Source organism: Corynebacterium sp. HMSC055G02 (assembly GCF_001809065.1).
Classification (GTDB): Bacteria; Actinomycetota; Actinomycetes; order Mycobacteriales; family Mycobacteriaceae; genus Corynebacterium; species Corynebacterium jeikeium_D.
Genome location: NZ_KV795636.1, coordinates 16,388 through 40,386 on the forward strand (window position 1 = coordinate 16,388; position 23,999 = coordinate 40,386).

Consider the following 23,999-nt stretch of genomic DNA (forward strand, 5'->3'; position numbering starts at 1 on the left):
GCTTTAGTACTAGGGTTTGAAGAAGTATTCCGCTAATTCCACACTTTGGAGCCAAGTACATGCTCGTCAATAAGACACTGGCGCAGTTTTCGGACTGGTCGTACTTCACGGCCTTCGCCTTTTATCTTGTGGCCTTTGTTATTTCCATTGCCTACTACAGTCGTCGTATCGCGGCCGCTGAAGCGAAAAGCCAGGTTGCGGAACGCGAGCTGGTAGCCGCCGGTGCGGGTGAGGGAGCTACCACCGCTAGTGTTGCTGACTCGGGGGAGTCGGCGACGAAGTCGTCGGCAAGCGAGCCTAAGAACCAGGTGCTGACGAACCGACTCGGCGTTGTGACGGAAATGCTGATTTACGTCGGGGTGGCCGTGCACTTTGCATCGGTGCTGCTGCGTGGCCTGGCCGTGCAGCGTTTCCCGTGGGGCAACCTCTACGAGTACGTATCAGTTTCAATCCTCTTTGCTATGGCAATTGCAGCTGGCGTACTGCATCGTGAAACCATGCGTGTGTTCTGGCCGTGGCTGTTGGCTCCGATTCTGGCGCTGATGTTTTACGGTGGTAAGAACCTATATGTTGAGGCTGCTCCGGTGGTGCCGGCACTGCAGTCGATTTGGATTCCGGTTCACGTCTCGATTATTTCTATCGGGTGCAGTATCGCACTGATTTCCGGTGTTGCCTCGATTCTCTACATGCTGCGGATGTACAACCGCGAGGGCAAGGAAAAGGGCTTCCTGGGCAAACTGGTCGCGCCGCTGCCGGATGCTCAAAAGCTGGATGCGATTGCTTACCGCACCGCTATTTGGTCCTTCCCACTGTTCGGTCTGGGCATTGTGCTGGGCGCTATCTGGGCCGAGTCCGCATGGGGTCGTTACTGGGGCTGGGACCCGAAGGAGACCACGGCGCTGATTACCTGGATTATCTACGCCCTGTACCTGCACGCTCGCGCGACTTCGGGTTGGCGTAATACCAAGGCCGCGTGGATCAACATCTTCGGTTTTGCCACCATGGTGTTCAACCTCTTCTTCATCAACCAGGTGGTTTCGGGCCTGCACTCCTACGCTGGTCTGAACTAAGTCTTCACACTTGTACAAAGCCGGCATCGCCGGGTGAACTAGAATCGCTTCCATGCGCGTTCTCGTCACCGGTGGTGCCGGCTTTATTGGTTCCAACTTCGTTCTCCGCACTCTGGCTACACGGCCCGATGTGAATGTCACGGTGCTGGACGCTTTCACCTATGCCGCGAACCCTGCGAGCTTGGATGGCGCGGACTGTGAAATCATCCGCGGCGATGTTCGTGACGCGGAGCTGATCGATCGCCTCGTGCCCCGCTTCGACGTGGTCGTCCACTTCGCCGCAGAGAGCCATAACGACAATTCGCTGGTGGATGCCGATCCCTTCGTCACCACTAATGTCATGGGCACCGTGAATCTGGCCAAGGCTTGCGCCACCCACGACGTCCGCCTTCACCACATCTCCACCGACGAGGTCTTCGGCGATCTCGCTCTCGACGATCCAGCACGCTTTACGACGGCCACCGCGTACAAACCCTCCAGCCCCTACTCGGCCTCCAAGGCTTCAGCGGATCACTTTGTCCGGGCGTGGGTGCGCAGCTTCGGGTTGGTTGCGACGATTAGTAACTGCTCGAACAACTACGGGCCGAGGCAGCATCCGGAGAAGCTGATTCCCCGCCAGATCTGTGGTCTGTTGCGCGGTCGTAGCCCTCGCGTGTACGGCACTGGCGAGAATGTTCGGGACTGGATTCACGTCGATGACCACAACGACGCGGTCTGGGCAATCTTGGATTCTGGCGAGGTGGGGGAGACCTACCTGATTGGTGCCGATGGCGAGCGTTCCAACCTCGACGTGGTCGGAGACATCCTGGAGGGCTTCGGTCGTGAGCGGTCCGACTTTGTCCATGTCACTGACCGCCCGGGGCATGACCGTCGTTATGCGATTGACCCCGCATCCATCCGCAGCCTTGGCTGGCAGCCGCGCTACCAAGACTTTTCCGCGGGGCTCGCCGAGACCATCGACTGGTATCGCGCCAACGAGTCCTGGTGGGCGGCGGCCTACGATGCCGCTGAGGCTGGCTACGCGGAGCGCGAGCAGGAGTTGTAGTTCGCTGCTGGGGCATGCCTAGCGAACCCTCAACGCACACTCAGTGCACACTCAACGCGTGCCACAGCCTCAGCCCGGGCGCCCCGTCTACACTTGTTACCCATGAGCCCTAAGAGCACATTCCAGCCCACTTCTATCGACGGCGTTTTCACCTTCGAACCGGTCATCCACGGCGACAGCCGCGGTAGTTTCCACGAGTGGTATCGCCTCGACGCATTCGCCGAGGCCACGGGCTACCCGTTCTTCCCGGAGCAGGCCAACATGAGTGTCTCCGCCGCAGGCGTTGTCCGTGGCCTGCACTTCGCTGACGTCAGCACCGCGCCAGATGGCCACCCCGGCCAGGCGAAGCTGGTTACTTGTCCCGCGGGCCACATCCTCGACATTGCGGTTGACCTGCGTCGCGGCTCCGATACCTTCGGCAAGGTCGAGGTTTTCGAGCTCGACAGCAAGACCCGCCGAGTGGTCTATCTGCCCAACGGCATCGGACATGGCTTCGTCTCGCTTGCCGACGACTCTGTGCTCACTTACCTCACTTCCACCGGTTACAACCCGGAGGCAGAGCGTGCTGTTAGCATCCAGGACCCGACTCTCGGAATTGACCTGGCTGCGCTGCTGGCCAAGGGTGGTCTCACCGACGCGGACATGATTCTCTCCGAGCGCGATCAGAAGGCTCCGACTATCGAGCAGTTCGAGGCCGAGGGCAATAAGCTCCCCAGTGAGTTTGACTGCAAGGATCTTGAGAACATGGCTCGCGACGAGTGGGCAATCGCCAACGAAGCGGCCGGGCAGTAAGGCAGAAAGGCGCGAGCACTATGAAGGGCATCATCCTCGCAGGTGGTACGGGCTCTCGGCTGTTTCCCATCACACTTGGCGTAAGCAAGCAGCTGGTTCCCGTCTATGACAAGCCGATGATCTACTACCCGCTGAGCACGCTGATGCTAGCGGGAATCAGGGACATCCTCGTCATCACCACGCCACATGATGCCCCGCAGTTTGAACGCTTGCTTGGCGACGGCTCGCAGTGGGGCCTCAACCTCACCTTTGCCACCCAAGACGAGCCCCGTGGTCTCGCTGAAGCGTTCATCATCGGTGCGGACCACATCGGCGATGACTCCGTTGCCCTCATCCTCGGCGACAACATCTTTTACGGTGCTGGCTTGGGCACGCAGCTGCGCCGCTTCCATAACGTCGATGGCGGAGCGATCTTCGCCTACTGGGTCGCAGATCCCACAGCCTATGGAGTCGTGGACTTCGACCAAAGCGGCAAAGCCGTGGCGATCCAGGAGAAACCGAAGAAACCACGCAGCCATTTCGCGGTGCCTGGTTTGTACTTCTATGATGCCGAGGTTGTAGAAATAGCTCGCTCGCTGCAACCGTCGTCACGCGGCGAATTGGAAATCACGGATGTTAACCGCGCCTACTTGGAGCGCGGGAAACTGCAGGTAGAGGTGCTGCCGCGCGGCACGGCATGGCTGGACACGGGCACGGTGGACAATCTGATGGCCGCGGGTGATTTCGTGCGCACGATTGAGCAGCGGCAGGGGCTAAAGATTGGCTCGCCGGAAGAGGTGGCGTGGCGCATGGGATTCATTGACGATGCTGCGCTTAGCGCGCGTGCCGACGCCCTCAGCGCCAGTGGCTACGGGGAATATCTACAGCAGTTGTTGCTGCGTGGCAAGGACGTTTAGTCAGTTTCGCCGGGATTATCGGGGTTGTCGTCCTGCTCCCGTTCGCGCCGCTCCTGCAGCTCCTGCTCACGTTTACGGCGATCGAATTCGGCCTTCTTGAGCTTCCAGAGAAACTCCGGATCATCGTCGGGAGCGAGCGGACGGGGTTCCGGTTGCGGAGCGGAAATACGTCGCATGCCGTTGCCGCGACTGCCGGGGCCAAATGCCTTCCACAGCATGACTACGACAAGGATGATGAACAGCAGCAGAATGAGCCGACCCATGTAATAGCTAACCTCCTGGATTTACCGACTAGAATACGCAACGAGTCCCGTAGTGCCCACGAGGGGTATCGCACTGCATGCGGTACGGCGTACAGAGTTCGTTAGGGTACAAAGGAACGTTGGACACGAACAGCCATGGACGCTAACAACGCCCGGGGCGCAGTACAGGCGTAACACGTAGAGGTGAGGGTTTAATGACCAATCCAGCAGAGCAGGACAAGTTGGCTTCTGAGGCTGAAGTGGAGGCGACTCAGGCTCCGGCTTCAGCAGCTCCGAAGCAGTCAGCTCCTAGCTCCAAGAATGCTGGTCGCGGCAATGCCATGAAGGGTCTGTTCTGGTACGGCCTTGCGCGCCTGCTGCTATTCCTGGTGCTGTTCTTCATTCTGCTCGTGATTATTTACCTCGTTAATGTGCAGATTCCGGCTGCAATTACGGCTGTGTTCGCACTGATTATTGCGATGCCGCTGTCGGTTTTTGTGTTCCCGAAGCTGCGCGTCCAGGCCAATGAGTCTGTTGCAGTGTGGTCGGAGAACCGCCGCGCGCACAAGGAATACATTGCGCAGCAGATTAAGGACCGCGAGGAAAACTAGCGCACCTTCTCCAGCACCCGCTCGATTGCCCGGTTCACCGCTTCAGGCGCCTCCAGCGGCAACATGTGGCCGGCCCCGTCGACTTCAACCAGTTCGGCGTCCGGCCACTTTTCCATAATTAGGTCTGCTTGCTTGCGCGGAGTGACATCGTCCTTCGTGCCCACCAGTACCGCTCCTGGCAAGCTCGCCAAGTAAGGTCCGGCCGCGAACTCGTCGTGATCCTGCAGGTCGTCGAGATATCCCACGAAAGTTTCCAGCGGTGTTTCATTAATCATGGCCGCGTGGAACTCGATGATCTCGTAGTCCGTGCGCCGGGCGAACACCGCCACCGCCAACGACGGCGCCATCAGTGACGCGATTGCCTCGCGGAACTTGCGAATCTCCTTCGGCGAGGACTCAATTGCATTGCGCGCCGCATCCGCCACCGGGGACGCCAGAATCTGCGGCACACCCTGGGCGGCCAGCTTGTCGATAGACGTGGAAATCAACACTACGCCCGCGATCCGACGGCGAATGCTCTCCTCGGCAGCCCGCACCATGTGCAGTGCAATCAAACCGCCTAGCGAATGCCCAACCACAATGAGCTTGCCGGTCGCGGCACGTTCCGCGATCACGGCAAGCGCATCGGCCGCAGCCCCTTCGACCGTGCAGAGTGAAGCCGGAACCGCACCGGTCTGGCCGTGGCCGCGCAGATCCATAGTCAACAGGCGTGCTTCCGGGTGCGACTTCCGCAGCGCGTTGAACTGCCGGTACCAGGACTCGCCAGCCAGGGTGAAGCCGTGGACGAAGACGATGGTCACGGGTTCTTTGGCGGGTTCGCTAGGTTCAACCTCGTACCAGTGCACCGGAATATCGGTGGTGACAGCATCCGGCTTGTCGCTGGCCTTCCGCTCATCGTCCTTGGCCGCAATCTCGGCTGTGACCGGTGCGGTCTTGATATGCACCACGCCGGTTGACGTGAGATTGGTGAGTCCCGGTTCACGGGTCTGTGAATGCAGCGCGCCGTGCTCCAGCGCCAGTCGGCGTCGTCCCGATTTGGTCAGGCGCAGAGCAGCGCTGCGGGCGAAAGCTGGAGCCTTGGCTGCTGTGTCGCCAACTCGGGTTGCGGCCTCCTGGACGTCGTCAAGCGCCTTGTGCGTCAGTGTGCGGAAGTCCATCGGTACCCCCTAGCTGAGCGCGAGTGCGAGTGCCGTAATGACGGACCAGGCAAGCATCATCTTGCCGGTAAGCCCCAGTACCGGGATGAGCTCCTTGCCCTTCTTATGCATGCGAATTGGCTCGGAGGCCTTCACCCACAGCGGCACGATGAGCAGACCCACCAGCGCCCATGGGCGCCAGAAAGCGATAAAGCTGCTGGCCAGCGCGGGCATGAGGGAGAGAATCTGCCAGACGATGCGGGTGCGGAAGTCGCCCAGGCGAACTGCCAAGGTGATCTTGCCGGTAGCGGCGTCGGTGGGGATGTCGCGCAAGTTGTTCGCCAGGTTCACGGCAGAAGACACCGAACCAATACCAATTGCGCAGGCCAGGCCGACCCAAGACAGCGAGCCCGTCTGGGTGAATTCCGTGCCGAGCACCGCGACGAGACCGAAAAAGACGAAGACCGAGACCTCGCCAAGTCCGCGATAACCGTAGGGATTTTTACCGCCGGTGTAGAACCACGCAGCCGCGATGCACAGTGCACCGACCAGAATGAGCCACCACGCGCTCATCAGGGACAGCGCCACACCGGCAAGACCGGCGACACCAAAGGAACCGAACGCCGCGTACTTCACAACCTTCGGCTCGACCAGACCAGAACCCGTCAGGCGCAGCGGGCCCGAGCGGTCATCGTCAGTGCCGCGGATGCCATCGGAGTAGTCGTTGGCGAAGTTCACGCCCACAATCAACGCCCACGCGACAACCAGCGCGAGCACCGCACGTCCCCAGATAATCGGCGCGTGCGTCGATGCCGCTCCGACACCGACGATGACCGGCGCAAACGCATTCGCCCAGGTATGGGGGCGCGCGCCTTCCAGCCAATCGCTTAACGACGCCGTTGCAGGACTCTTTGGTGCTTCAGACATGAATTAATAATAGGACGTGACACCAAATGCCTTGAACTAATGCGTGTCTGAATGAGCTAAAAGAGCGCCACGACTTTCTTCCGGTCGACCTTGCCCGGACCAATCAGTGGCAGGACCTCCACGCGACGCAGGTCCTTGGGAATCATCCAGTGATTGATTCGCCCGGCGTCTTCAGCATCGCCGAGCCCGTCCATGACATCGCCGAGCTCAGCGATGCCTTCATACGCTGCGACGATAGCGTGGCCGAGCCTTGGGTGTGGCACACCGACCACGCAGGCTCCCGTAACTCCATCGATGGCGAGCAGTTCACGTTCGAGGACTTCGGGGTGCAGCTTCAACCCGCCGGAGTCGATGATGGTGTCCAGGCGTCCCGTAATGACTAGTCGGCCATCGTGGATCTCGCCCGCATCGGAGGTGGCGAACCAACCTGGTTTATGGAAAGCCTCGTGACTGGGCGCGTTGCGGTAACCGTGTGCAATCATCGGTCCGCCCAGCCAAACGCGACCATTTTCGATGGCGACCTGTGCACCTTCGATGGGCTGTCCGTCATAGACGCAGCCGCCGGCTGTCTCGGAGGAACCATAGGTGGTCACGACGTTGATGCCGAGTTCTTCGGCGCGCGCTGCCACCTGCGGGTTCAAGGCTGCGCCGCCGACAAGGACAGCATCAAACAGGCGCAGGGCTGCCGCGCCAAAGGGTTCTTCCATGGCCTTGGCCAGCTGCATCGGAGCCAGCGAGGTGTAGGCACGGTCGCTGGTGAGGGCCTCGGCGCCGTCGGCGAATGCGGCCACATCAAAACCGTCGGTCACATCCACACACACCGGATTCGTGCCCGCGAGCAGCGAACGAATGAGAACCTGCAGGCCAGCGATATGGTAGGCCGGCATCGCCAGCAGCCACTGCCCTTCACCGCCGAGCCACTGATGTGTAGCGGTAGCAGAGGAGACCAAGTTATCCACCGTCAGCTGTGCACCCTTCGGTGTGCCGGTGGAACCGGAGGTGCCGACAACAAGCGCGATGGATTCATCAATTGGCTCACCTGCGCGTTGCGAGTTCCGCAAGATTGAGGCGCGCGTGCCGTCGTGAAGCGGAACGGGAAGAAGAGAGACCTCACCGTCCAGCGCAGCGCGGAGGTCGGGCAGGATGGCGGTCGGGTTGTGGGGATTGATGGAAAGCAGGCTGAGCGTACGCACAACCCAAACCATAGTCGGTGTTATTCCGTAGTTTCTGGTGGCGAGGTCGGAACAATCGTGGCCTCGGGCGCGTTGCGCAGACCAAAGACAGTCATAGATAGAAAGGCGTCGAAGATGGGTTGGATTTTTGGTAGATCAGCGGAGCTGGTGCCGGAAGATGAGGCGCTAAAGGGCGGCTCGCACCCGGTGTTGGAAAATCCGAAGCCGCATGCGGTGCTCGGCACGCCGATCACCGGCCCATGGGAGGAAGGCCAGGAGGTCGTCTACATCGGGATTGGCTGTTACTGGGGTGCTGAGAAGCTGTTTTGGGAAACACCGGGCGTGCTCAGCACATCGGTCGGGTTCGCCGGGGGCATGACGCCGAATCCCACCTACCGCGAGTCCTGCACCGGACGCACCAACCACACCGAGATTGTGGAGGTCGTCTACGACCCGGAGCAGATTAGCTTCGACCAGCTGATCGCCAAGGCCTTCGAGGCCCACGATCCCACGCAGGGCTACCGCCAGGGTAATGATGTCGGCACGCAGTACCGTTCCGCGATCTACACGAAGACGCCCGAGCAAGCGCGCCGGGCACAGGAGATCGCCGATGCCTACGCGCCGAAGCTTGCCGACGCTGGCCTGGGGGCCATCACCACGGAGATTAAGCCACTCGCGGAGACCCCGGCAGGGGAGTACTACCGGGCTGAGGATGAGCATCAGCAGTACTTGTTTAAGAATCCGAACGGCTACTGCCCAGTGCATTCGACCGGCGTGGCCTGCGGAATTTAAAGGCGAAACTTCGTAGAACGCTTAATTGCGATTAGTAAAACTCACTGAGAAAAGTAAGGTGGTTATATTAATCCGATAGTCGAATAGGAGTGAACCCTTGTGGTGAAGCAAGTACTGCGCGTTGCATTTGCCTTCGTCGGCGTGGTCGTCGGCGCGGGCTTTGCGACGGGTCAGGAAATCATGCAATACTTCGTCGCCTTTGGCATCAATGGTGTCTGGGGTGCCGTTCTCTCAGCGGTAATCATGAGCCTGATGGCGATGATCATTTTGCAGCTGGGAAGCTATTTTCAGGCCAGCGAGCACGGCGAAGTTTTCCGACGCGTATCGCACCCCATCTTCTCGCGAGTACTGGACATTGGCGTGATTATCACGCTCTTCGCCACCGGGTTCGTCATGTTCGCCGGTGCCGGTGCCAACATGGAGCAGCAGTGGGGCATCCCTGTGTGGATCGGTGCCGTAATCATGGTGTTGGTGACCATTGCAGCCGGTTTCCTCGATGTTGACCGAGTGACCACAGTGATCGGTTCCATCACGCCGTTTATCGTCGGCTTTATCCTGCTGGCCAGTGTTTATACGCTGGCGTTCACCGATGCCACCCCGGCCGCGGAGCAGGCAGCTGCCGTTGCGGAAGTCCCGACTACCCTGCCGAACTGGGTTGTCGCCGCAGTGAACTATGTTGGTTTTAACCTGATGGTTGCGGTTTCCATGGCGATTGTTATTGGCGGTAGCCTGTTCAATCCCCGCGCCGCTGGAGCCGGTGGGTTTACCGGTGGTTTGATTTACTCCGCGATGCTGCTGATTACCACCATCACGCTGTTCCACACTGTTGGTACTGTCGCCACCGATGCCGTGCCAATGCTCACCGTCATTAATCGACTGCACCCGTGGCTGGGCCAGGCCATGGCCGTGGTAATCCTTGGCATGATCTTCAACACGGCACTTGGCATGTTCTACGCACTGGGGCGTCGCGTCACCGCAAATCACCCGGAAAAATTCAAGATTGTCTACGTCGCGCTGGTCTTGCTCGGTTTCGCCTTGAGCTTCATGGGCTTCCAGAACCTAATCGGTTGGGTCTACCCAATCCTGGGCTACATCGGTCTGCTGCTCATTACTGTCATGCTTGTTGCCTGGTTGCGCGGCCGCGAGCGCATCAGTGAAGAGACTTCCCGCCGCAAGCGCATCTTCCGCCTGGTCCGCCGTGGCCGGAACAAGGAGGCCCGCGAGGAGATTGAAGACTCCAACCTCAGTGTCGAAGAGGTCCGCGAGGCGATCGAGGAGTAGGTGGGCTGCTCGTAGCGCCGCCGTCAGTCTTGGGATCGGATCGCTTTCAATGATGTCGCCCGAGCCCAAGCCACGAACGCCGCCATCACAATGGCGGACACGAGAACCATCACTGGCCACCGATCGGGGTAATCACGGACTACCCAAGTCCATCCCCATTCCGAGGTCCACCACAACGGTGAGGCGCTGAGGACATCACCGCCAACCATCACCGCCCAACCGCCGAGCGCGACCGAGACAAAGATTGCGGCCGCCACACTTCGACGCGCAATTAAGCCGGTCACGGCCACAATCATCGCGGCCACAAGAGACGCGATTACCGCCTGGTACGGCCAGGGGTTAATGCCCGTCTGGCTATTGGTCTCGCCGCCTGCACCACTGATAACCACCGCAACCACCAGCACCGGCAGGAGAAACGCCATATCCAAGGCAAACAGTCGGAGCGTGATGCTGCGTCGCGCACGCCGATACATCAGTGCTGGCCAGGCATCGGCTTGCGAAGTCCATGTCATGATGGCCACCACGGTTGCGGCCGTCGGCACGCAGACGAAACTCAGCAGCCCCAGCGCATACTCCGGGTTCCACACCACACGCACGACCGCAAGTCCGGCAAGCATCAGCGCTGCGAGACTCCACCAGGTGCGCCAGGGAAGGGTCGCGCTCATGCCATGGCTTAACGACGAAGTGCTGCGTTCCCGGCCCGTCGGCAAGCTGAGAGATTTTCCGTGCGCAAGCAATGCGATGGCAAATAGACCTAGCCCGAGGAGTAAATGCAGCAACGCGGGCGGCAGGATGGCGATGTTCCAGATCTCGCTGTCGGCGGGAGCCGAGATGGAATTAGCCTGCACTCCGTGGATAGGTAACGTTGGGCGGATTGCCCAGGTCCACGGGAGAACTTTCCAGTTTGGGCTCATGGCGTCCAGTGTTCCTGCGATGGCCCAAGCGATGGAAGCGAGCGGAGCGAGGAAGAGAGCTGCGCGTGGCACAAGGCGCCATAGGGCAAGGCCGAATGTCCAGAAGACGAAGAATGACAACGTGCTAAAGAGCGTGAATTGCAATGCGGTGCTCACGCTCCGGGCAAGGAGTGCAGCCATCAATGCGTGACCGAGGGCCGCGGAGGCAATGACAGTGGCTGCGCGGGCAAGGAGCACTCGAGTGCCCGAGATATTGCGCCAGATTAGGCCGCCTTGGCGGAGTTTTTCTTCACGGTTTTGGCCGATGACGGACGTAATAGCAGCCAGGGGAGGAAGCAGGATAAGCGAGTAGATGTGGGCGCTCGCCATGGCGGTGGCGTCAACGCCTCTAGAAAAGACCATGCTGACCAGAGCGATTGCCACCATGATGATGGGAAGAAACATGGTGAGTGACCACTTTGCCCGCAGTAGCTCGGCGCGGAAGTAGCGGCGGGCAGGAACGGTGCGCGTGTTAAGAGTGCGCGTGTGCGGTTGAGTGCTCATCGGGCAACACCTACTGCGGTGAAGAAAGCTTGCTCGAGGGATTGACCAGCAGCCGCAAAGTCAGCCAGCGGGCCTTCGTAGACCAGTCGGCCACCAGCAAGGACGCCAAGGTGGTCAACGCTCTTCTCGACCTCTCCGAGTTGATGGGAGGACACCACGACGGCCTTGCCACTAGCGGCAAGATTTCGCAACAAGGTGCGCAGGCCCACGATAGCTTCGGGGTCGAGGCCGTTGGTGGGCTCGTCGAGAAGCACAATGTCGGGGTCGGTGAGCAGCGCCATCGCCAGGGAAAGACGAACCTTCATGCCCGTTGAGAAAGCGCGGCCACGCTTGTTACCAGCATGAAGCCCGACCAAGTCGAGGACTTCGGCGATACGGCTCTTGTCCGTGCCGGTCAGACGTGCGTGCACTTTGAGATTGTCGGTGGCTGAGAGCTGTGGGTAGAACGCCGGGCCATTGATGGAGGCGCCGATGCGGTCCAGGTCGACAACGGACCACGGGTGTCCCGCGATGCTGATTTCACCGGAGTAGGGAATTAGCCCAAGCACCGTGCTCATCAACGTGGATTTACCTGCGCCGTTGAGTCCCAATAGCCCGTAGACCTCGCCGGCGCGGACGTTCATATCGAGGCCGTTCAGGACAGGTTCGTTCTTGCCGTAGGAGACAGTGATGCCGCGCAGCTGGAGGAGGGGAGCGGCGGCGTCTGCGGAAGGGCCTGAGGTGGGGGTTGGTGCGTTCATGCCTTAAGTAATAGGAGTGTTTGGCACGGTTCGCGCCCTCCCTGAGGATGAGGTGGCGGAAATATCCTCCCTAGGGAGGAGGCGATAGCGAGGATGACGGTACCAGCGAGGAGAAGCTACAGCAGCCCGTTTTTCGCAGCCCAAATGACAAGATCCACGCGACTGCGTGAGCCTGTCTTGGTCAACAGGGATTTCACATGGGTTTTCACTGTCGTCGTGGCGACAACCAACCTGCGAGCAATTTCGTCATTGGAAAGCCCTTGGCAGACGAGGTTCAAAATCTCCTGTTCGCGGGGTGTGAATTGGGTTCCTGTGTGAGTGGGGTCTGAGTCAGCGCCATGTGTCGAGAACGCTCTCGCTGGCTGTCCTGAGTGCGGTGCGCGCGGTGAAACATGCCGCAACACCATCGGCGTCACCTTCGGATCGATGACTCCTTCACCACGGTGGATACGCATGATGGCCGAAAGCAGCTCACGGGGATTGGAGTCTTTGAGCAAAAAGCCTGCGGCCCCAGCTTCTAAAGCGCCGAGCACCAGGTCTTCTTCGCGGAAAGTGGTCAGTACCAAGACTTTTGGAGTGGAAGCGCGAGCCGCACCTCCGGACGGCACGCCTTGCACAATCTGCCGTGTGGCCTCGATACCGTCCATCACGGGCATTCGAATGTCCATGACGACCACATCGGCTCCGGAGGCACGACGCACAGCCTCGGCGCCGTCGCCCACGGCACCAATGACTTTCATCTGCGGGTGGGCATCAATAAGCTGCGCGAAAGACTGCCGAATCAAAGCCTGATCTTCAGCCACTAATACTCGAATTACATCCATTGCTCGTCTTTCTCAACAGGATTGACAGTCAGCCCTGCTTCGGTCGAACCGCTTACAGCCGAATACTGACGCGGAACATGCCGTCGCTTTCACCATAAGTCATCTCGCCACCGAGCTGAGCCACGCGTTCTTCCAGACCAATCAGGCCAGCGCCAGCTCGCTTCCTGGGTTCCAAAGTTTCGCTCTCAGCCCGGTTTGCAGTCACCAAATGAACCCGCGCCGGGCTGTCATCAGCATCGGCAGGTGGATCGATTACCAGTGCCAGCTGACCAGCGCCCGATGAGTGCTTGGCCATATTCGCGGCCAACTCCGTCACTGCCCGCACCAAAGTCAAACGCTTCGCGAGTGGCCAATCCGCCAGGTCTCCATAAGACTCCGGCAGAGTCACCGAAACATCGCGACCCGGCGGACAAACTGCCGCAACCAGACGCGGAATCTCATTCGGGTCAGCGCTAATCTCGCCGCCATCACGTAGCGCATCGACAAGCGCATGCACATCCCGCAACGATTGGTCTGCGGTCTGGGCAATACCTTCCAGCGTGGTCTTTTCAGCAGCGGATTCCGCTCGTGAGCCATCCATCTCCGCCAGGTACAGAGCGGTTTGGGCCTGAACCTTAATAGAGGTGAGTCCGTGCCCCACGACGTCGTGAAGCTCCCTGGACAACTCCAGCTTGTTGAGCGCCACGACGTTCTCCAACTCCGCGGCATGTTCCTCGGCGTTGATGCGCAGCCATAGTGGCACTGCGTACGCGCTCGCCGTGATAAGCACCGCCGGCAGACCGAAGACCAACAGTCGTTCCGGGGTAAAGCCGAAGGCAGGAACTGCCGGGTTGAGGAAGCTGCCAATCAACCCTAAAAACAGCCCAACGATGCCCCAGGTGCGATTCGGTTCCCACCTGGTCACAGCCCATAGAGATAGTGGGGCAGCAACAATAATGGGGTCTAGCCCAAGGTTCACTGGGGATAGCCACACCAGCAAGGCGAGACCCGCTAGGGCACTGTACGTAACCACAAACGATGCACGCACTGCTTTACGACGAAACGCTGCGGCCCCGGCAATCATCGCGGACAGAATCACATTGGTGACATAAGTAAAGCTCGGGCCATAAGTAAGTAGCGGCGTCATGCTCAACCAGCAGCACAGCAGGAAAGCAGTCGCAATAGCGAGATCGGCAGTTGGGAACGAGCCGACAAAGAAACGTACCCGGCTGCGCCAGTCGAGTGGGGCAGGGGTCTGCGCGGTGGCAGGCTGTGCGTGCATGGAGGAAGCGGTGCGCTGCATGTGTCTAGGCTAGCGGTCGGTGGCTTGCGCGGTTTAGTGTGAGTTTTCCACTTGCCGGAATGTGATGTTGATGCGGCCCTCTTTAAGCCCGCACCCCTCCGGCAAAGTGCCGCGACGAGTCTTGGGCACACCATGAAACGCAAGCCGCTTCGGACCACCAAACACAATCACATCTCCGCTGGCGAGAGTCACGTCATCCCAGGGTTTGTTGCGGTTTTCAGTCCCGCCAATGCGGAACAGGGCCTCATCGCCGATAGAGAGTGACACAATCGGGGCAGGGGAGTTTTCGTTTCGGTCCTGGTGCATCCCCATGGTGGCCCCGGGTGGGTAGTAGTTGACCAACGCCATGTCGGGCCGAAAAGTGGTGGGCCACTGGTTGAGGGATTCGTCGTAAAGCGCGGCGGCACGAAGTGCTTCGGTGGCGAGCTGTAGCAGATTGTCAGGCACGGGCGGGACGCGAACGCCGCCTGCGTGCGTGACGTAGCGGTAGGGATTTGTGGCCCACATGCGGCCGAGATGCAGCATGAATACCTGCATCTGGCCGCTTTTGAGCTGCGGACGAGTCATGGCCAGGGGAGTGCCGGCAACGTCGCGGGCGATGTCGCGGAGTTGCGTGATGATGCCCGATTGCCGCTCCAATGGAAGCCATCCCGGCAGATGAACAACTCCCGGCGTGATGCGGGCATCATCGCGCGGGAGTTGATCAAAGAGCATAGGTTTAGTTTGCCTCTTAACCCGCGATGATTGCGTTAACCGGGCGGGACAGGAACTGCGGGCCAATCTTGCCCAGGTAGCGCAGGATAAAGTCTGCCGCCGACACCGAGTAGAAGTGACGCTGGCGCTCAATGAAGCTCTGCGGGTGCGTTGCCTTCCACACAGCATCAGCGACTTGGTTCGGCGTAATGCGCACGCCAAGACGACGGGTGGAACCGGCGGAAACGTCCGCCAGTTTGGTCTTCGCCCACAGCGGCATGATTGCGACGACGCGGATCTTGTCCTTGCGCCACTCCAGATCCAGAGCCTGCGTCAGACCAGAGACGTAGAACTTCGACGCGGAGTACGGCGCGATGTGCGGCTGGCCGTAAATGCCCGAAGCCGAACCCATGTTGACCAGGTGAGACCCCTTAGTGCGCTTCAGGTACGGGTGCGCCGCCTTCGCACCCAGAGTCAGACCGGTGCAGTTGATGTCCACCTGCGCGCGAATAATCTCCGGCGACTGGTCGATGATATCGCCATCGCCGATGATGCCCGCGTTGTTGTCCAGCACCGTCAGCTTGCCGCCGGTGTGGGAGGTGAAGTCCGCAAGCGCGTCCTCCCACTGCTTAAAGTCCGTCACGTCCAGCTTGCCGACGACTATCTCCGGGCGCTCAGCCTTAAGCTTGGCCAGGGCATCCTCATTGATGTCGTAGACGCCTACGGTCCAGCCTGCAGCCAGGAACTTCTCGGCCACCGCGCGACCAATGCCCTGCGCGCCGCCGGAGATGAAAATGGACGGGGAATCAGAAGTGGCCATGGTGCCTCAATCCTGCCTTTTCTTGCTGTTTTTATAACTTGAGAGTGTTATCCGCCAGCTTAAGCGAGCATTTGGTCTGAAACAGGCGAATGAGAAAACGCGCCCCGATTACAAACGCGCCCTGGCTACACTGGCCACCATGAAACCCCTGAACATCCCACCAGGCCCCGGCATCCCAAAGGGTCTCGTCATCCCCGCAGCGGAGCTCACTGAACGCTTCGCACGCTCCGGAGGGCCGGGCGGTCAGGGCGTTAACACCACCGACTCCAAAGTGCAGCTATCGGTCGATATTGCCGAGCTCAGCGTGCTTTCCGACGTCCACCGCCGCCGCGCTCTCCAGAACCTCAGCCACCGCCTCGACGGCACCACACTGACCGTGTCCGTTACCACGCAGCGCTCCCAGGTACGCAACCGCGCGGAAGCCAGGCGGCGCTTAGCGGAACTCATCCGAGAAGCTGTGCAGCCACCGCCTCCGAGGCGCCGGCGGACTCGACCGAGTCGGGCCTCGATTGCCCGTCGTAAAGCGCAGAAGCAGCGCCGCTCCGAGCTCAAAGCCAGCCGACGTCGCCCCAGCGCCTACTAGGGAATATGGGATTTTCGCGCATCCGTTGCAATATAGATGGTATGAGCGAAAACCAGGCCCCTACCGAAAAGGCAGCTGAAGCTGTTGCGGAGTTCAACCGCGTGCCCTCGATTCTGTCCATCCAGTCGCATGTGAGCTATGGCCACGTGGGCAACTCCGCTGCGGTCTTCCCGCTGCAGCGCGCAGGTTTTGAAGTGTGGCCGGTCCACACCGTCGATTTCTCCAACCACACCGGCTACGGCCAGTGGCGCGGCCCGATGATTCCGGCCACGGATGTGCGCGAGGTCATCAAGGGTATCGATGAGCTGGGCAAGCTTGACGACGTCGACGCGATTATCTCCGGTTACCAGGGCGGTAGCGATATTGCGGATGTCATCATCGAGGCCGTGGCGATGGCCAAGCAGCGCAACCCGAAGGCTATCTACTCGTGTGACCCGGTGATGGGAAATGCCAAGAGTGGCTGCCACGTTTCGGACGACATTCCGCCGCTGCTGCGCGACAAGGTCGTGCCGGTGGCAGATGTGATTACGCCAAACCAGTTCGAGCTGGGCTACCTGACGGGCCGCGAGGTCAGCGACCTGGAGTCCACCATTGCGGCAGCTCATGCTGCTCGTGAGATGGGCCCGGAGGCCGTGTTGGTCACCAGCGTGCTGCGTCCGGAGCGCAAGGAGGGCGAGATTGAGATGCTCGCCGTCAATGGTGCGGGCGCATGGCTGGTGGCGACGCCGTACCTGCCCCTGAAGCGCAACGGTTCCGGCGATGTCGCGGCTGCGCTGTTTGCAGGCAACCTGCTGCGCGGTCGCGGTATTTACGGTGACCTTTCGGTCGCGTTGGGTAACACAGCGGCCAGTATCTTTGAGCTGCTGAAGGTCACGCACGAGTCCGGCTCTGGCGAGCTGGAGCTCGTGCGCGCGCAGGAGGCCTACGTCCACCCGGAGCAGCGTTTTGAGGTTACGAAGGTAGCGTAGCGCTTTATAAGCGAATATAGGGGGAGTCGATGGCGGCAGCACTTATGTGTTGCCGCCATCGTCGTACCAGGTCTTCGGGATTTTTCTGCCTTTTACCTGGGTTCTAAACATTTGCGCAACAAGAAGAAAAGATTTTGAACCATTGAAATAAAGTTTCCAATGAGTAGATAATGAAAACGGTTACTACTTAGTTGTGCCTATCCTTCAATAAAGGGGAGTAAATGTTTTCTACCCGCACGGGGCGAACCCTGGCTGTCTCGGTCTCTGCACTTGCGATTTGTGGCCTCGGGTTGACCGCCTGTTCGAACCCCGATGATAAGTCCGCCTCCGGTGCCGCCGGGGACTCCGGCGCCAGCGCCGAGCAGACCCTGGTCCTGCTGGATAACAACGAAACCGGCGGATACAACCCGGTTGCTGGTTACAGCAGGTCCGGCGATTCCCCGGTCTACGAGGGCCTTTTCCGGCTCAAGCCGGTGTCGGGTGACACCTCCACGAAGCCCGTCGACTTTGAGCCTCTGCTAGCCTCCGGCCCCGCCGAGCCGAGCAATGGCAACAAAACGTGGACCGTTCCAATCAAGGACGGAATCACCTTCTCCGACGGGACCACCTTCGGGCCGGAGGACGTCGTGGCGACCTACAAGGCCATCCTCGACGAGCGCTCGGCCTCCTCTGAGGCTCCGAACTGGGAAATGCTCGATGAGGTGCACGCCGACGGAGACAAGGTCGTCTTCGAGCTGAATATCCCGTACGCGGAATTCGATCACCAGCTCCTCAACGGCATCGCCCCGTCGGAGGCCTTCAACTTCGATGATTTGAAGCCCGCCGAGGACTCAGATCTCAATACCAAGCCCGTGGGAACTGGCCCGTTCAAGCTCGAATCTTTGCGTGCCGACGAGGCCATCTTCACGGCCCGCGAGGATTATCACGGCGGGGCCCCTGAGCTGAAGAAAGTCATTTACCGAGTCAATCAGGACGAAAACTCCCGTGCTCAGCAGCTGCGCGGCGGCGAGGGCGACGGAACCATTATGGAGCCGGCGTTGGCGCAGGAATTTGAAGGCCAGGAGGGATTCAAGGTCGAGTCGGCGCATTCGGCGGACTGGCGCGGAATCACCCTTCCAGCGGGCAACCCGGTCACCGGTGACCAGGCAATCCGCAATGCGGTCAACCTGGCTGTCAACCGTGAGGCCATGGCGAAAGACGTGATGAAGGGCCACGCGAAGCCGAACTCCACCTTCCTCGCGGACTTCTACGGCGACGCCTACGACCCGACCGCCGAGATCAAGCACGACACCGCGAAGGCCGAGAAGCTTCTCGACGACGCCGGGTGGAAGAAGGGCTCGGACGGCATCCGCGTCAAGGACGGCCAGCGCGCCGCGTTCGATGTCATCTACTTCCCGAACCGCGATCACGCCCGCACAGACCTGACGTTGGCCGCAGCCTCCGACCTGAAGAAGGTCGGCATTGAGGTCAATCCGGTCGCCCGTGATTCCAAGTCTGTCACCCGCGAGGACTACGCCAAGACCCCGGTCATGCTGGGAGGAGGCGGTACCCCGTACTCCGTCGACGGCCAGATCTACTCAATCTTGCACTCCAAGTACGCTGAGCCGGGTGCCGGTGCCAAGTGGGATAACGGCTCCGACTACGTCAACCCGGAGATCGACAAGCTGCTCGACCAGGCGCGCGTCGAAGCGGACCAGGCCAAGCGAGACGAGCTCTACCGTAAGATTCAGAAGCTCTACGCCGAAAAGCCCGCCATGCTGCAGCTGGTCTACGTTGACCATGTCTATGTCGAGCGCGACCGTGGCTACACGCACCCGGATGCCATCCTTGAGCCCCATGCCCACGGCCTGAACTTCGGCCCGTGGTTCAACCTGGGGGCATGGCACAAGTAAATGACAAAAGCCGAGCCACACCCACGTCCTCACCCTCGCTCGCGCCCGCACTCACACCCGCGTCTACACCCCTCTGAGCATCAACCCCGTTTCAAGAGCCGGAAACGGCAGGTCGCAGGAATCGTCGTGAGGCGAGTGCTGGTAGCCGTTCCCATCGTTGTGGCGGTGACGGCAGCAGTGTTCGCGCTGGCGGCGGTGAGCCCCTTCGACCCTTTGGATGCGTATCTCAAAGGTCAGGCGGGCAACCTGACCGAAGCGCAGAGAGTCTCGATTTCTCACCAGTTGGGGCTGGATAGGCCCTGGTGGGAGTCGTGGTTGGTGTGGCTGCAGGGCCTGGCGGTGGGCGACCTTGGCATTTCGAGGTCCTACTCACAGCCGGTGACGCAGGTGCTCGCCGAGCGTCTGCCGTGGACGATGCTGCTCGGCGCCTGCGGACTTGCCGGAGCTATCGCGCTGTCATTCGTTCTGGCACTGTGGGCTGCGGTGCGGCGCGGGGGAGTGCTAGACCGGCTAGTCCTGTCGATCTCGACGGTGATTCAGGCGACCCCGCCCTTCGTCGTTGCACTCGGCGGCCTCGGCCTTTTTGCGTTGGCCTGGAAGCTATTTCCCACCGGAGGCCTGACCTACCCGGGCGAGCCCGTGACTTTCTCCTCTACGGTGGCGCACCTTACGCTGCCAGCTGTCGTTCTTGCGATTACGCAGGTGCCGTGGCTGGTGCTGTCGTTGCGTGAGTCCATCGTCGAGGTCATGGACTCCGGCGCGGTCACCGGAGCGCAGGTCCGCGGCATTCCGCGCCGAACGATCATTTTCTCCCATATCCTGCCGACCGCAGTGCCGCCTTTCCTCGCGCTCATCGGCGCGCGACTGTCTGAGCTGGTCGTCGGATCGACACTGGTGGAGGCGGTCTTCGCGTGGCCTGGGCTCGGAACCGCGCTGGTCAAATCGGCTCAGAGCTTGGACTTTCCGCTGCTGAGCATTCTCACTATCGCGACGACGGCTATCGTCCTGCTCGGAAATCTGCTTGCCGACGTCGCCTTCGTCGTCCTCGACCCACGGGTGGATGCAGATGCTTAAAACGACAAAGAGGCCGGTCGCCCCGGTCGTGGCCGTGGCGTGCCTGGTCTCATCGCTGCCTACGCCTTTTTAACTCCGCTGTTTCACGACTCCGACCTGGTGCTCACCGACTTCGCCAATTCCGGTGTCGCCCCGGGGCCTGAGCACTTCTTCGGTACCGATTCGAAGGGGCACGACGTTTTCGTTCGAGTTGCTGCGGGAATGCGCATTTCCCTTTTCATTGCACTGGTCACGGCAGTGTGCTCGGCGATCGTCGGTATCGTCCTCGGCGTTACCGCAGGCATGCTCGGCGGGCGCGTCGACCGCGTCATTATGCGCAGCGCCGACGTCACCAACGCGCTGCCGCACCTGCTACTGGGGCTGCTCATCGTCAGCCTTTTCCGAGGCTCGGTCCCCGCAATCATCATCTCCCTGGTACTGACGCACTGGGTGACCATCACCCGAACGGTCCGTGCGTCCGTGCTGCATCTGCGGGGCGCCGAGTTCGTCGAGGCCGCGCTCCTGTCCGGAATGAGCCGCGCACGCGTGCTAGCTCGGCACGTTGTTCCGGCGGCACTGGGGCAGTCCTTGGTCGGCCTTATCTTGCTGATCCCGCACGCAATCTGGCACGAGTCGACGCTGTCTTTCCTTGGGGTGGGCCTGCCTCCGCACAAGCCGTCTCTCGGGACTCTGCTTGCCGACGCCGAGGGCGCCCTGCTTCTCGGCCATTGGTGGATTTTGGTGTTTCCCTCGTTTTTCCTCGTCGCCACAACGTTGTGTATTGCGGCCGTCGGCACGCATTTGAAGGAGCGGGTGACCGGACAGGAGGTGCTGGTGTGAGTGCTCGGGAGGGCGTCGGCAAGCGAGAGAAGCTGCTGGACATTGAGAGACTGACAGTGCGGATTCCCCTGCGCGGTGGTGACGTGGTGCATGCCGCGACGGGCGTGTCCCTGACTGTGGGTAGGGGAGAGGTCGTCGCGGTTGTGGGTGAGTCGGGCTGCGGAAAGTCGATTATTGCCTCGGCGGTGGTTGGCATGCTGCCGCCGCACGCGAGAGTAGAGGGGCAGGTGCGTTTCTATCCGCGCGAAGGGGCAGCTGACAGTGGTGCAGAAGCGGAGAGGAACGCCGAGCCCATCGAAATTCTGGCGCGGCGACGTACCGGCGCGGGCCTTGCTCGCACTGACGAGGAGCTGGCGGGGCGGCAAATCGCGCTAGTACCGCAGTCGGCGGCGACGTTTTTGACACCGGTGCGCACGGTCGGGGCACAGCTAAAAGAAACAATTTCCGTTCTGGGGCGCAACCACACGGTGGAGGAGATGCTGCGGCGAGTCAGCCTGGATGCGGAGGTCGCGGCGCTGTATCCCCACGAACTTTCCGGGGGTATGGCGCAGCGCGCAGCAGTGGCATTCGCCCTGGCTGGCGACCCTGCTCTGGTGATTGCTGACGAGCCGACGGCCTCCCTCGACCCCGACCTGACCATGGCCCTGCTGCGCATGCTTCGCCAAATCGCCGACAGTGGTGTGGGAGTCATGCTAATTACGCACGACATTTCCGAGCTGCGCGATAGCGGCATCGCCGACCGAGTTGCAGTGATGTACGCATCGCGCCTTGAGGAGACGGGACCGGCAAAACAGGTGATTGAGGCCCCAGCCAGCGAATACATGCGCGACCTGCTCGCAGCGCTGCCCGAAAACGGCATGCAGCCGATGCCCGGCGTGGTGCCGAGCTTGACGAACCTGGACGAGGACTATTGCTACGCGCGCAGGCTCGAGGAGGCGGGGAAATGAACGAGGAGGCTGTGGTGAGTAAGGCGTTGGTGAGTGAGCAGGCTTCGGTGAGCTGTGACGCGCAGGCGAGTGGCAAAGCGCTGGTCGCCGAGAACGTGTCGAAGTCATTCGGCGCCAAGGACGGCTCTGCGAGAGTCGTTTTATCGGACGTTTCCATCAGGGTTGATCCAGGGCAGATCGTCGGGCTTCGTGGGCCTTCGGGGGCTGGCAAGTCCACGCTCGGCCGTATCCTCGCAGGCCTGGAAGTGCCCGATTTAGGGCAGTGCTTCTGCGACGGGGTGCCGGTCGGCGCTGTGCGCAGCCGCGCCGGGCAGCGGGTTCGTGGCCAGATTGGGATGGTGTTTCAGTCTCCCCGAAGGTCCTGCGACCCGCGGATGACTTTGGGGCGCACCATTCGCTCAGCCGCACGACAGGGGCGGCAAGGGCGGCGGGATGGTCAGCGAACCGGGAAAAGTGTGGACATCGACGAGCTCATCCGAAACGTTGGGCTGACTCCGGACCTTCTCGATCGCTTCCCTAGCCAGGTCTCAGACGGGCAGCTCCAGCGTGCCGCAGTCGCTCGCACCCTGGCCGCCGGTCCACGCTACCTCATCTGCGACGAGATGACCGCCATGCTCGACGCCGCCAACTCCGCGGCAATCGTCGAGGTCATCCGGGATTTCGCCGTATCTGGCGGCGGTGTTCTCATGATTAGCCATGAACACAGGCTTCTCGCCGCCGTGTGCGACGGCGTCGTCGCCTTAGAGTAGCGATATTGCTTAGCGCCCAGCTTGGAGTCATTGAACCTTCACTGCCTGTGATCGCCGATAGAATTTAGGAATTAGGGTAGCCATACCTATGACAGGTAGTGTAGGCTCTCCTTTTGTTGGTTGAATGGTTGGCTATCAATCGTTACTTGCTTGAAGGACTTCTATTGATTGATTCAAAAACTCCAAAGCTTCGACTTTTGACCCGATCGGACTTGGAAGATATCGAACTCGAACCTTCGCTGGTTATCCGTGCAGTAGAAGATGGATACTTGGCATTCGCGGAAGGTTCCTCGCAGTGCCCGACAAAAATGATGATTGACTTACCGGTTGAGAGCCGGGACTCGATTGCTTTTTCGATGCTCGGTTTTGATGCCAACCGTGATCTCGTTGGATACAAGACCTCTTATCGCCACGGAAGCGACAACCCAGATAAGTACTACACCACCATTAGTCTCTACGACGATGAAAGCGGCATGCCATACGCGCTAATGGACTGCCAAAAAGTTGGAGCCTCGCGAACTCCCGCTACGACAGCATTGATTGCGCGAGAATGTGCACGCGCTGATGCGAAGACTGTGACTGTTTTTGGCACTGGGATTCAGTCAGTTAACACACTTTCCTACTTGGTCACAGCAGTGCCGAGCCTCGAAAAACTACAGCTGCATGGAACTCATCCGGGAGGATTAGAAAAAAGCCGGAAGTCGCTTAATCACTGGTTTCCCGAGCGGAATATCGAACTAGTTGAACGCGATGATGCTTCTGTTATGAAGGCAGTTCAAAGCAGCGATATCACCGTAGTTGCTTCCGGTCGTGCCTGGCACCCATCGATTCAAACTGAATGGATTCCCGAAGGTGGGCTGCTAATTTCTGTTGCTTCCAAGGGAATTGCGGATGGTGCTGTTGCTGCTGCAGACAGGGTAATTGCTACTAGTGCCGGACAGTTCGAGCTAGTTGGGCAGCGATTGCTCCAGGGCAAAGAAGTGGAATTGGATGCAACACTACCCGATATTCTCGCGCGAAAGGCCCCAGGGCGCACGAATGAAACTGACCGAGTTTTTGCATTCTCGACGGGAATGATTATTACGGATATTCCAGTTGCTCAGGAACTTGCGGTTCGTGCATTTTCTGCTGGGCGAGGTACGGAGGTGTCGCTATGGTCGTAACGCTCGCTGTCGGCACTACGGGAA

At 60.3% G+C, this 23,999-nt stretch carries 25 protein-coding genes; 15 read left to right on the forward strand and 10 right to left on the reverse strand.

Features of this window, described 5'->3' with window-relative positions; all coding sequences use genetic code 11:
• Positions 1 to 59 precede the first annotated feature (59 nt).
• From ccsB to rfbA, 4 genes are all read left to right on the forward strand, one after another.
• On the forward strand, positions 60 to 1,070 hold the full coding sequence (ccsB, locus tag HMPREF2547_RS02450) for a c-type cytochrome biogenesis protein CcsB (protein ID WP_016421998.1): 1,011 nt from the start codon (positions 60 to 62) through the stop codon (positions 1,068 to 1,070).
• Positions 1,071 to 1,122: 52 nt separating this feature from the next.
• The gene (rfbB, locus tag HMPREF2547_RS02455; protein WP_016421999.1) at positions 1,123 to 2,115 is read left to right on the forward strand and encodes a dTDP-glucose 4,6-dehydratase; all 993 of its coding nucleotides are present in this window, start codon (positions 1,123 to 1,125) and stop codon (positions 2,113 to 2,115) included.
• A gap of 102 nt (positions 2,116 to 2,217) precedes the next feature.
• Positions 2,218 to 2,907 (forward strand): dTDP-4-dehydrorhamnose 3,5-epimerase family protein, encoded by a 690-nt coding sequence (locus HMPREF2547_RS02460; protein ID WP_016422000.1) that lies wholly within the window; start codon positions 2,218 to 2,220, stop codon positions 2,905 to 2,907.
• A 20-nt stretch (positions 2,908 to 2,927) separates the two neighbouring features.
• On the forward strand, positions 2,928 to 3,803 hold the full coding sequence (gene rfbA, locus HMPREF2547_RS02465) for a glucose-1-phosphate thymidylyltransferase RfbA (RefSeq protein WP_070604620.1): 876 nt from the start codon (positions 2,928 to 2,930) through the stop codon (positions 3,801 to 3,803).
• Here the strand turns inward: rfbA and HMPREF2547_RS02470 are convergent.
• Positions 3,800 to 4,066 (reverse strand): hypothetical protein, encoded by a 267-nt coding sequence (locus HMPREF2547_RS02470; RefSeq protein WP_016422002.1) that lies wholly within the window; start codon positions 4,064 to 4,066, stop codon positions 3,800 to 3,802. The two genes, rfbA and HMPREF2547_RS02470, sit on opposite strands and share 4 nt — an antisense overlap.
• A 194-nt stretch (positions 4,067 to 4,260) precedes the next feature.
• On the opposite strand from HMPREF2547_RS02470, the gene HMPREF2547_RS02475 reads away from it, so the two are divergent.
• The gene (locus HMPREF2547_RS02475; RefSeq protein ID WP_070438046.1) at positions 4,261 to 4,656 is read left to right on the forward strand and encodes a DUF4229 domain-containing protein; all 396 of its coding nucleotides are present in this window, start codon (positions 4,261 to 4,263) and stop codon (positions 4,654 to 4,656) included.
• Here the strand turns inward: HMPREF2547_RS02475 and HMPREF2547_RS02480 are convergent.
• From HMPREF2547_RS02480 to menE, 3 genes are read right to left on the reverse strand one after another with little or no spacing between them, the layout of a single operon-like run.
• On the reverse strand, positions 4,653 to 5,813 hold the full coding sequence (locus HMPREF2547_RS02480; RefSeq protein WP_083296847.1) for an alpha/beta fold hydrolase: 1,161 nt from the start codon (positions 5,811 to 5,813) through the stop codon (positions 4,653 to 4,655). The genes HMPREF2547_RS02475 and HMPREF2547_RS02480 overlap by 4 nt on opposite strands.
• Positions 5,814 to 5,822: 9 nt before the next feature.
• Positions 5,823 to 6,719, reverse strand: coding sequence for a 1,4-dihydroxy-2-naphthoate polyprenyltransferase (locus HMPREF2547_RS02485; RefSeq protein WP_016422005.1), 897 nt, complete (start codon positions 6,717 to 6,719; stop codon positions 5,823 to 5,825).
• Positions 6,720 to 6,775: 56 nt separating this feature from the next.
• Positions 6,776 to 7,924 carry an o-succinylbenzoate--CoA ligase gene (menE, locus tag HMPREF2547_RS02490; protein WP_070604622.1) on the reverse strand — a complete coding sequence of 383 codons (1,149 nt, stop codon included), beginning with the start codon at positions 7,922 to 7,924 and terminating at the stop codon, positions 6,776 to 6,778.
• A 102-nt stretch (positions 7,925 to 8,026) separates the two neighbouring features.
• Between menE and msrA the strand changes: the two genes are divergently transcribed.
• Positions 8,027 to 8,683 carry a peptide-methionine (S)-S-oxide reductase MsrA gene (msrA, locus tag HMPREF2547_RS02495; RefSeq protein WP_070604624.1) on the forward strand — a complete coding sequence of 219 codons (657 nt, stop codon included), beginning with the start codon at positions 8,027 to 8,029 and terminating at the stop codon, positions 8,681 to 8,683.
• Positions 8,684 to 8,782: 99 nt separating this feature from the next.
• Positions 8,783 to 9,964 (forward strand): YkvI family membrane protein, encoded by a 1,182-nt coding sequence (locus tag HMPREF2547_RS02500; RefSeq protein WP_016422008.1) that lies wholly within the window; start codon positions 8,783 to 8,785, stop codon positions 9,962 to 9,964.
• Positions 9,965 to 9,987: 23 nt separating this feature from the next.
• Here HMPREF2547_RS02500 and HMPREF2547_RS02505 read toward each other — a convergent pair whose 3' ends face one another.
• From HMPREF2547_RS02505 to HMPREF2547_RS02530, 6 genes are all read right to left on the reverse strand, one after another.
• Positions 9,988 to 11,421, reverse strand: coding sequence for an ABC-2 family transporter permease (locus HMPREF2547_RS02505; RefSeq protein ID WP_048732383.1), 1,434 nt, complete (start codon positions 11,419 to 11,421; stop codon positions 9,988 to 9,990).
• The gene (locus HMPREF2547_RS02510) at positions 11,418 to 12,161 is read right to left on the reverse strand and encodes an ABC transporter ATP-binding protein (RefSeq protein ID WP_070604626.1); all 744 of its coding nucleotides are present in this window, start codon (positions 12,159 to 12,161) and stop codon (positions 11,418 to 11,420) included. The genes HMPREF2547_RS02505 and HMPREF2547_RS02510 overlap by 4 nt, the downstream gene beginning before the upstream one ends.
• Before the next feature lie 116 nt (positions 12,162 to 12,277).
• Positions 12,278 to 12,964, reverse strand: coding sequence for a response regulator (locus tag HMPREF2547_RS02515; protein ID WP_246815967.1), 687 nt, complete (start codon positions 12,962 to 12,964; stop codon positions 12,278 to 12,280).
• Between the two features lie 73 nt (positions 12,965 to 13,037).
• Positions 13,038 to 14,267 carry a sensor histidine kinase gene (locus HMPREF2547_RS02520; RefSeq protein ID WP_049192988.1) on the reverse strand — a complete coding sequence of 410 codons (1,230 nt, stop codon included), beginning with the start codon at positions 14,265 to 14,267 and terminating at the stop codon, positions 13,038 to 13,040.
• A 33-nt stretch (positions 14,268 to 14,300) separates the two neighbouring features.
• Complete coding sequence (locus tag HMPREF2547_RS02525) at positions 14,301 to 14,981, reverse strand: alpha-ketoglutarate-dependent dioxygenase AlkB family protein (RefSeq protein WP_070604628.1); 681 nt, start codon at positions 14,979 to 14,981, stop codon at positions 14,301 to 14,303.
• Between the two features lie 16 nt (positions 14,982 to 14,997).
• A complete protein-coding gene (locus tag HMPREF2547_RS02530; RefSeq protein WP_070604630.1) occupies positions 14,998 to 15,780 on the reverse strand; it encodes an SDR family oxidoreductase in 783 nt (260 codons plus the stop codon).
• Between the two features lie 139 nt (positions 15,781 to 15,919).
• Here HMPREF2547_RS02530 and arfB point away from each other — a divergent pair, with 139 nt between their 5' ends.
• The 8 genes from arfB to HMPREF2547_RS02570 all read left to right on the forward strand — a co-directional run bounded on the left by arfB (position 15,920) and on the right by HMPREF2547_RS02570 (position 23,975).
• Positions 15,920 to 16,363, forward strand: coding sequence for an alternative ribosome rescue aminoacyl-tRNA hydrolase ArfB (gene arfB / locus HMPREF2547_RS02535; RefSeq protein ID WP_070429282.1), 444 nt, complete (start codon positions 15,920 to 15,922; stop codon positions 16,361 to 16,363).
• A gap of 41 nt (positions 16,364 to 16,404) precedes the next feature.
• Entirely contained in the window at positions 16,405 to 17,331 is a 927-nt protein-coding gene (gene pdxY, locus HMPREF2547_RS02540; RefSeq protein WP_246819597.1) for a pyridoxal kinase PdxY, read from the forward strand.
• A gap of 221 nt (positions 17,332 to 17,552) precedes the next feature.
• Positions 17,553 to 19,223 (forward strand): ABC transporter substrate-binding protein, encoded by a 1,671-nt coding sequence (locus tag HMPREF2547_RS02545; protein ID WP_016422017.1) that lies wholly within the window; start codon positions 17,553 to 17,555, stop codon positions 19,221 to 19,223.
• A 135-nt stretch (positions 19,224 to 19,358) separates the two neighbouring features.
• Entirely contained in the window at positions 19,359 to 20,297 is a 939-nt protein-coding gene (locus HMPREF2547_RS02550) for an ABC transporter permease (protein WP_224783768.1), read from the forward strand.
• A gap of 39 nt (positions 20,298 to 20,336) precedes the next feature.
• A complete protein-coding gene (locus HMPREF2547_RS02555) occupies positions 20,337 to 21,116 on the forward strand; it encodes an ABC transporter permease (RefSeq protein ID WP_070604632.1) in 780 nt (259 codons plus the stop codon).
• Positions 21,113 to 22,063, forward strand: a complete 951-nt coding sequence (locus HMPREF2547_RS02560) for an ATP-binding cassette domain-containing protein (RefSeq protein ID WP_070604634.1) — start codon at positions 21,113 to 21,115, stop codon at positions 22,061 to 22,063. The genes HMPREF2547_RS02555 and HMPREF2547_RS02560 overlap by 4 nt, the downstream gene beginning before the upstream one ends.
• A complete protein-coding gene (locus tag HMPREF2547_RS02565) occupies positions 22,060 to 22,812 on the forward strand; it encodes an ABC transporter ATP-binding protein (RefSeq protein ID WP_016422021.1) in 753 nt (250 codons plus the stop codon). Before HMPREF2547_RS02560 ends, HMPREF2547_RS02565 begins: the two co-directional genes overlap by 4 nt.
• 164 nt (positions 22,813 to 22,976) lie before the next feature.
• Positions 22,977 to 23,975, forward strand: a complete 999-nt coding sequence (locus tag HMPREF2547_RS02570) for an ornithine cyclodeaminase (protein WP_070653449.1) — start codon at positions 22,977 to 22,979, stop codon at positions 23,973 to 23,975.
• Positions 23,976 to 23,999 lie beyond the last annotated feature (24 nt).

Bases quoted from the DNA above. Each gene is read 5' to 3' on its own strand.
- ccsB (WP_016421998.1), top strand. From the start codon at position 60: ATGCTCGTCAATAAGACACTGGCGCAGTTTTCGGACTGGTCGTACTTC.
- rfbB (WP_016421999.1), top strand. From the start codon at position 1,123: ATGCGCGTTCTCGTCACCGGTGGTGCCGGCTTTATTGGTTCCAACTTC.
- HMPREF2547_RS02460 (WP_016422000.1), top strand. From the start codon at position 2,218: ATGAGCCCTAAGAGCACATTCCAGCCCACTTCTATCGACGGCGTTTTC.
- rfbA (WP_070604620.1), top strand. From the start codon at position 2,928: ATGAAGGGCATCATCCTCGCAGGTGGTACGGGCTCTCGGCTGTTTCCC.
- HMPREF2547_RS02470 (WP_016422002.1), bottom strand. From the start codon at position 4,066: ATGGGTCGGCTCATTCTGCTGCTGTTCATCATCCTTGTCGTAGTCATG.
- HMPREF2547_RS02475 (WP_070438046.1), top strand. From the start codon at position 4,261: ATGACCAATCCAGCAGAGCAGGACAAGTTGGCTTCTGAGGCTGAAGTG.
- HMPREF2547_RS02480 (WP_083296847.1), bottom strand. From the start codon at position 5,813: ATGGACTTCCGCACACTGACGCACAAGGCGCTTGACGACGTCCAGGAG.
- HMPREF2547_RS02485 (WP_016422005.1), bottom strand. From the start codon at position 6,719: ATGTCTGAAGCACCAAAGAGTCCTGCAACGGCGTCGTTAAGCGATTGG.
- menE (WP_070604622.1), bottom strand. From the start codon at position 7,924: ATGGTTTGGGTTGTGCGTACGCTCAGCCTGCTTTCCATCAATCCCCAC.
- msrA (WP_070604624.1), top strand. From the start codon at position 8,027: ATGGGTTGGATTTTTGGTAGATCAGCGGAGCTGGTGCCGGAAGATGAG.
- HMPREF2547_RS02505 (WP_048732383.1), bottom strand. From the start codon at position 11,421: ATGAGCACTCAACCGCACACGCGCACTCTTAACACGCGCACCGTTCCT.
- HMPREF2547_RS02510 (WP_070604626.1), bottom strand. From the start codon at position 12,161: ATGAACGCACCAACCCCCACCTCAGGCCCTTCCGCAGACGCCGCCGCT.
- HMPREF2547_RS02520 (WP_049192988.1), bottom strand. From the start codon at position 14,267: ATGCAGCGCACCGCTTCCTCCATGCACGCACAGCCTGCCACCGCGCAG.
- HMPREF2547_RS02525 (WP_070604628.1), bottom strand. From the start codon at position 14,981: ATGCTCTTTGATCAACTCCCGCGCGATGATGCCCGCATCACGCCGGGA.
- HMPREF2547_RS02530 (WP_070604630.1), bottom strand. From the start codon at position 15,780: ATGGCCACTTCTGATTCCCCGTCCATTTTCATCTCCGGCGGCGCGCAG.
- arfB (WP_070429282.1), top strand. From the start codon at position 15,920: ATGAAACCCCTGAACATCCCACCAGGCCCCGGCATCCCAAAGGGTCTC.
- pdxY (WP_246819597.1), top strand. From the start codon at position 16,405: ATGAGCGAAAACCAGGCCCCTACCGAAAAGGCAGCTGAAGCTGTTGCG.
- HMPREF2547_RS02545 (WP_016422017.1), top strand. From the start codon at position 17,553: ATGTTTTCTACCCGCACGGGGCGAACCCTGGCTGTCTCGGTCTCTGCA.
- HMPREF2547_RS02565 (WP_016422021.1), top strand. From the start codon at position 22,060: ATGAACGAGGAGGCTGTGGTGAGTAAGGCGTTGGTGAGTGAGCAGGCT.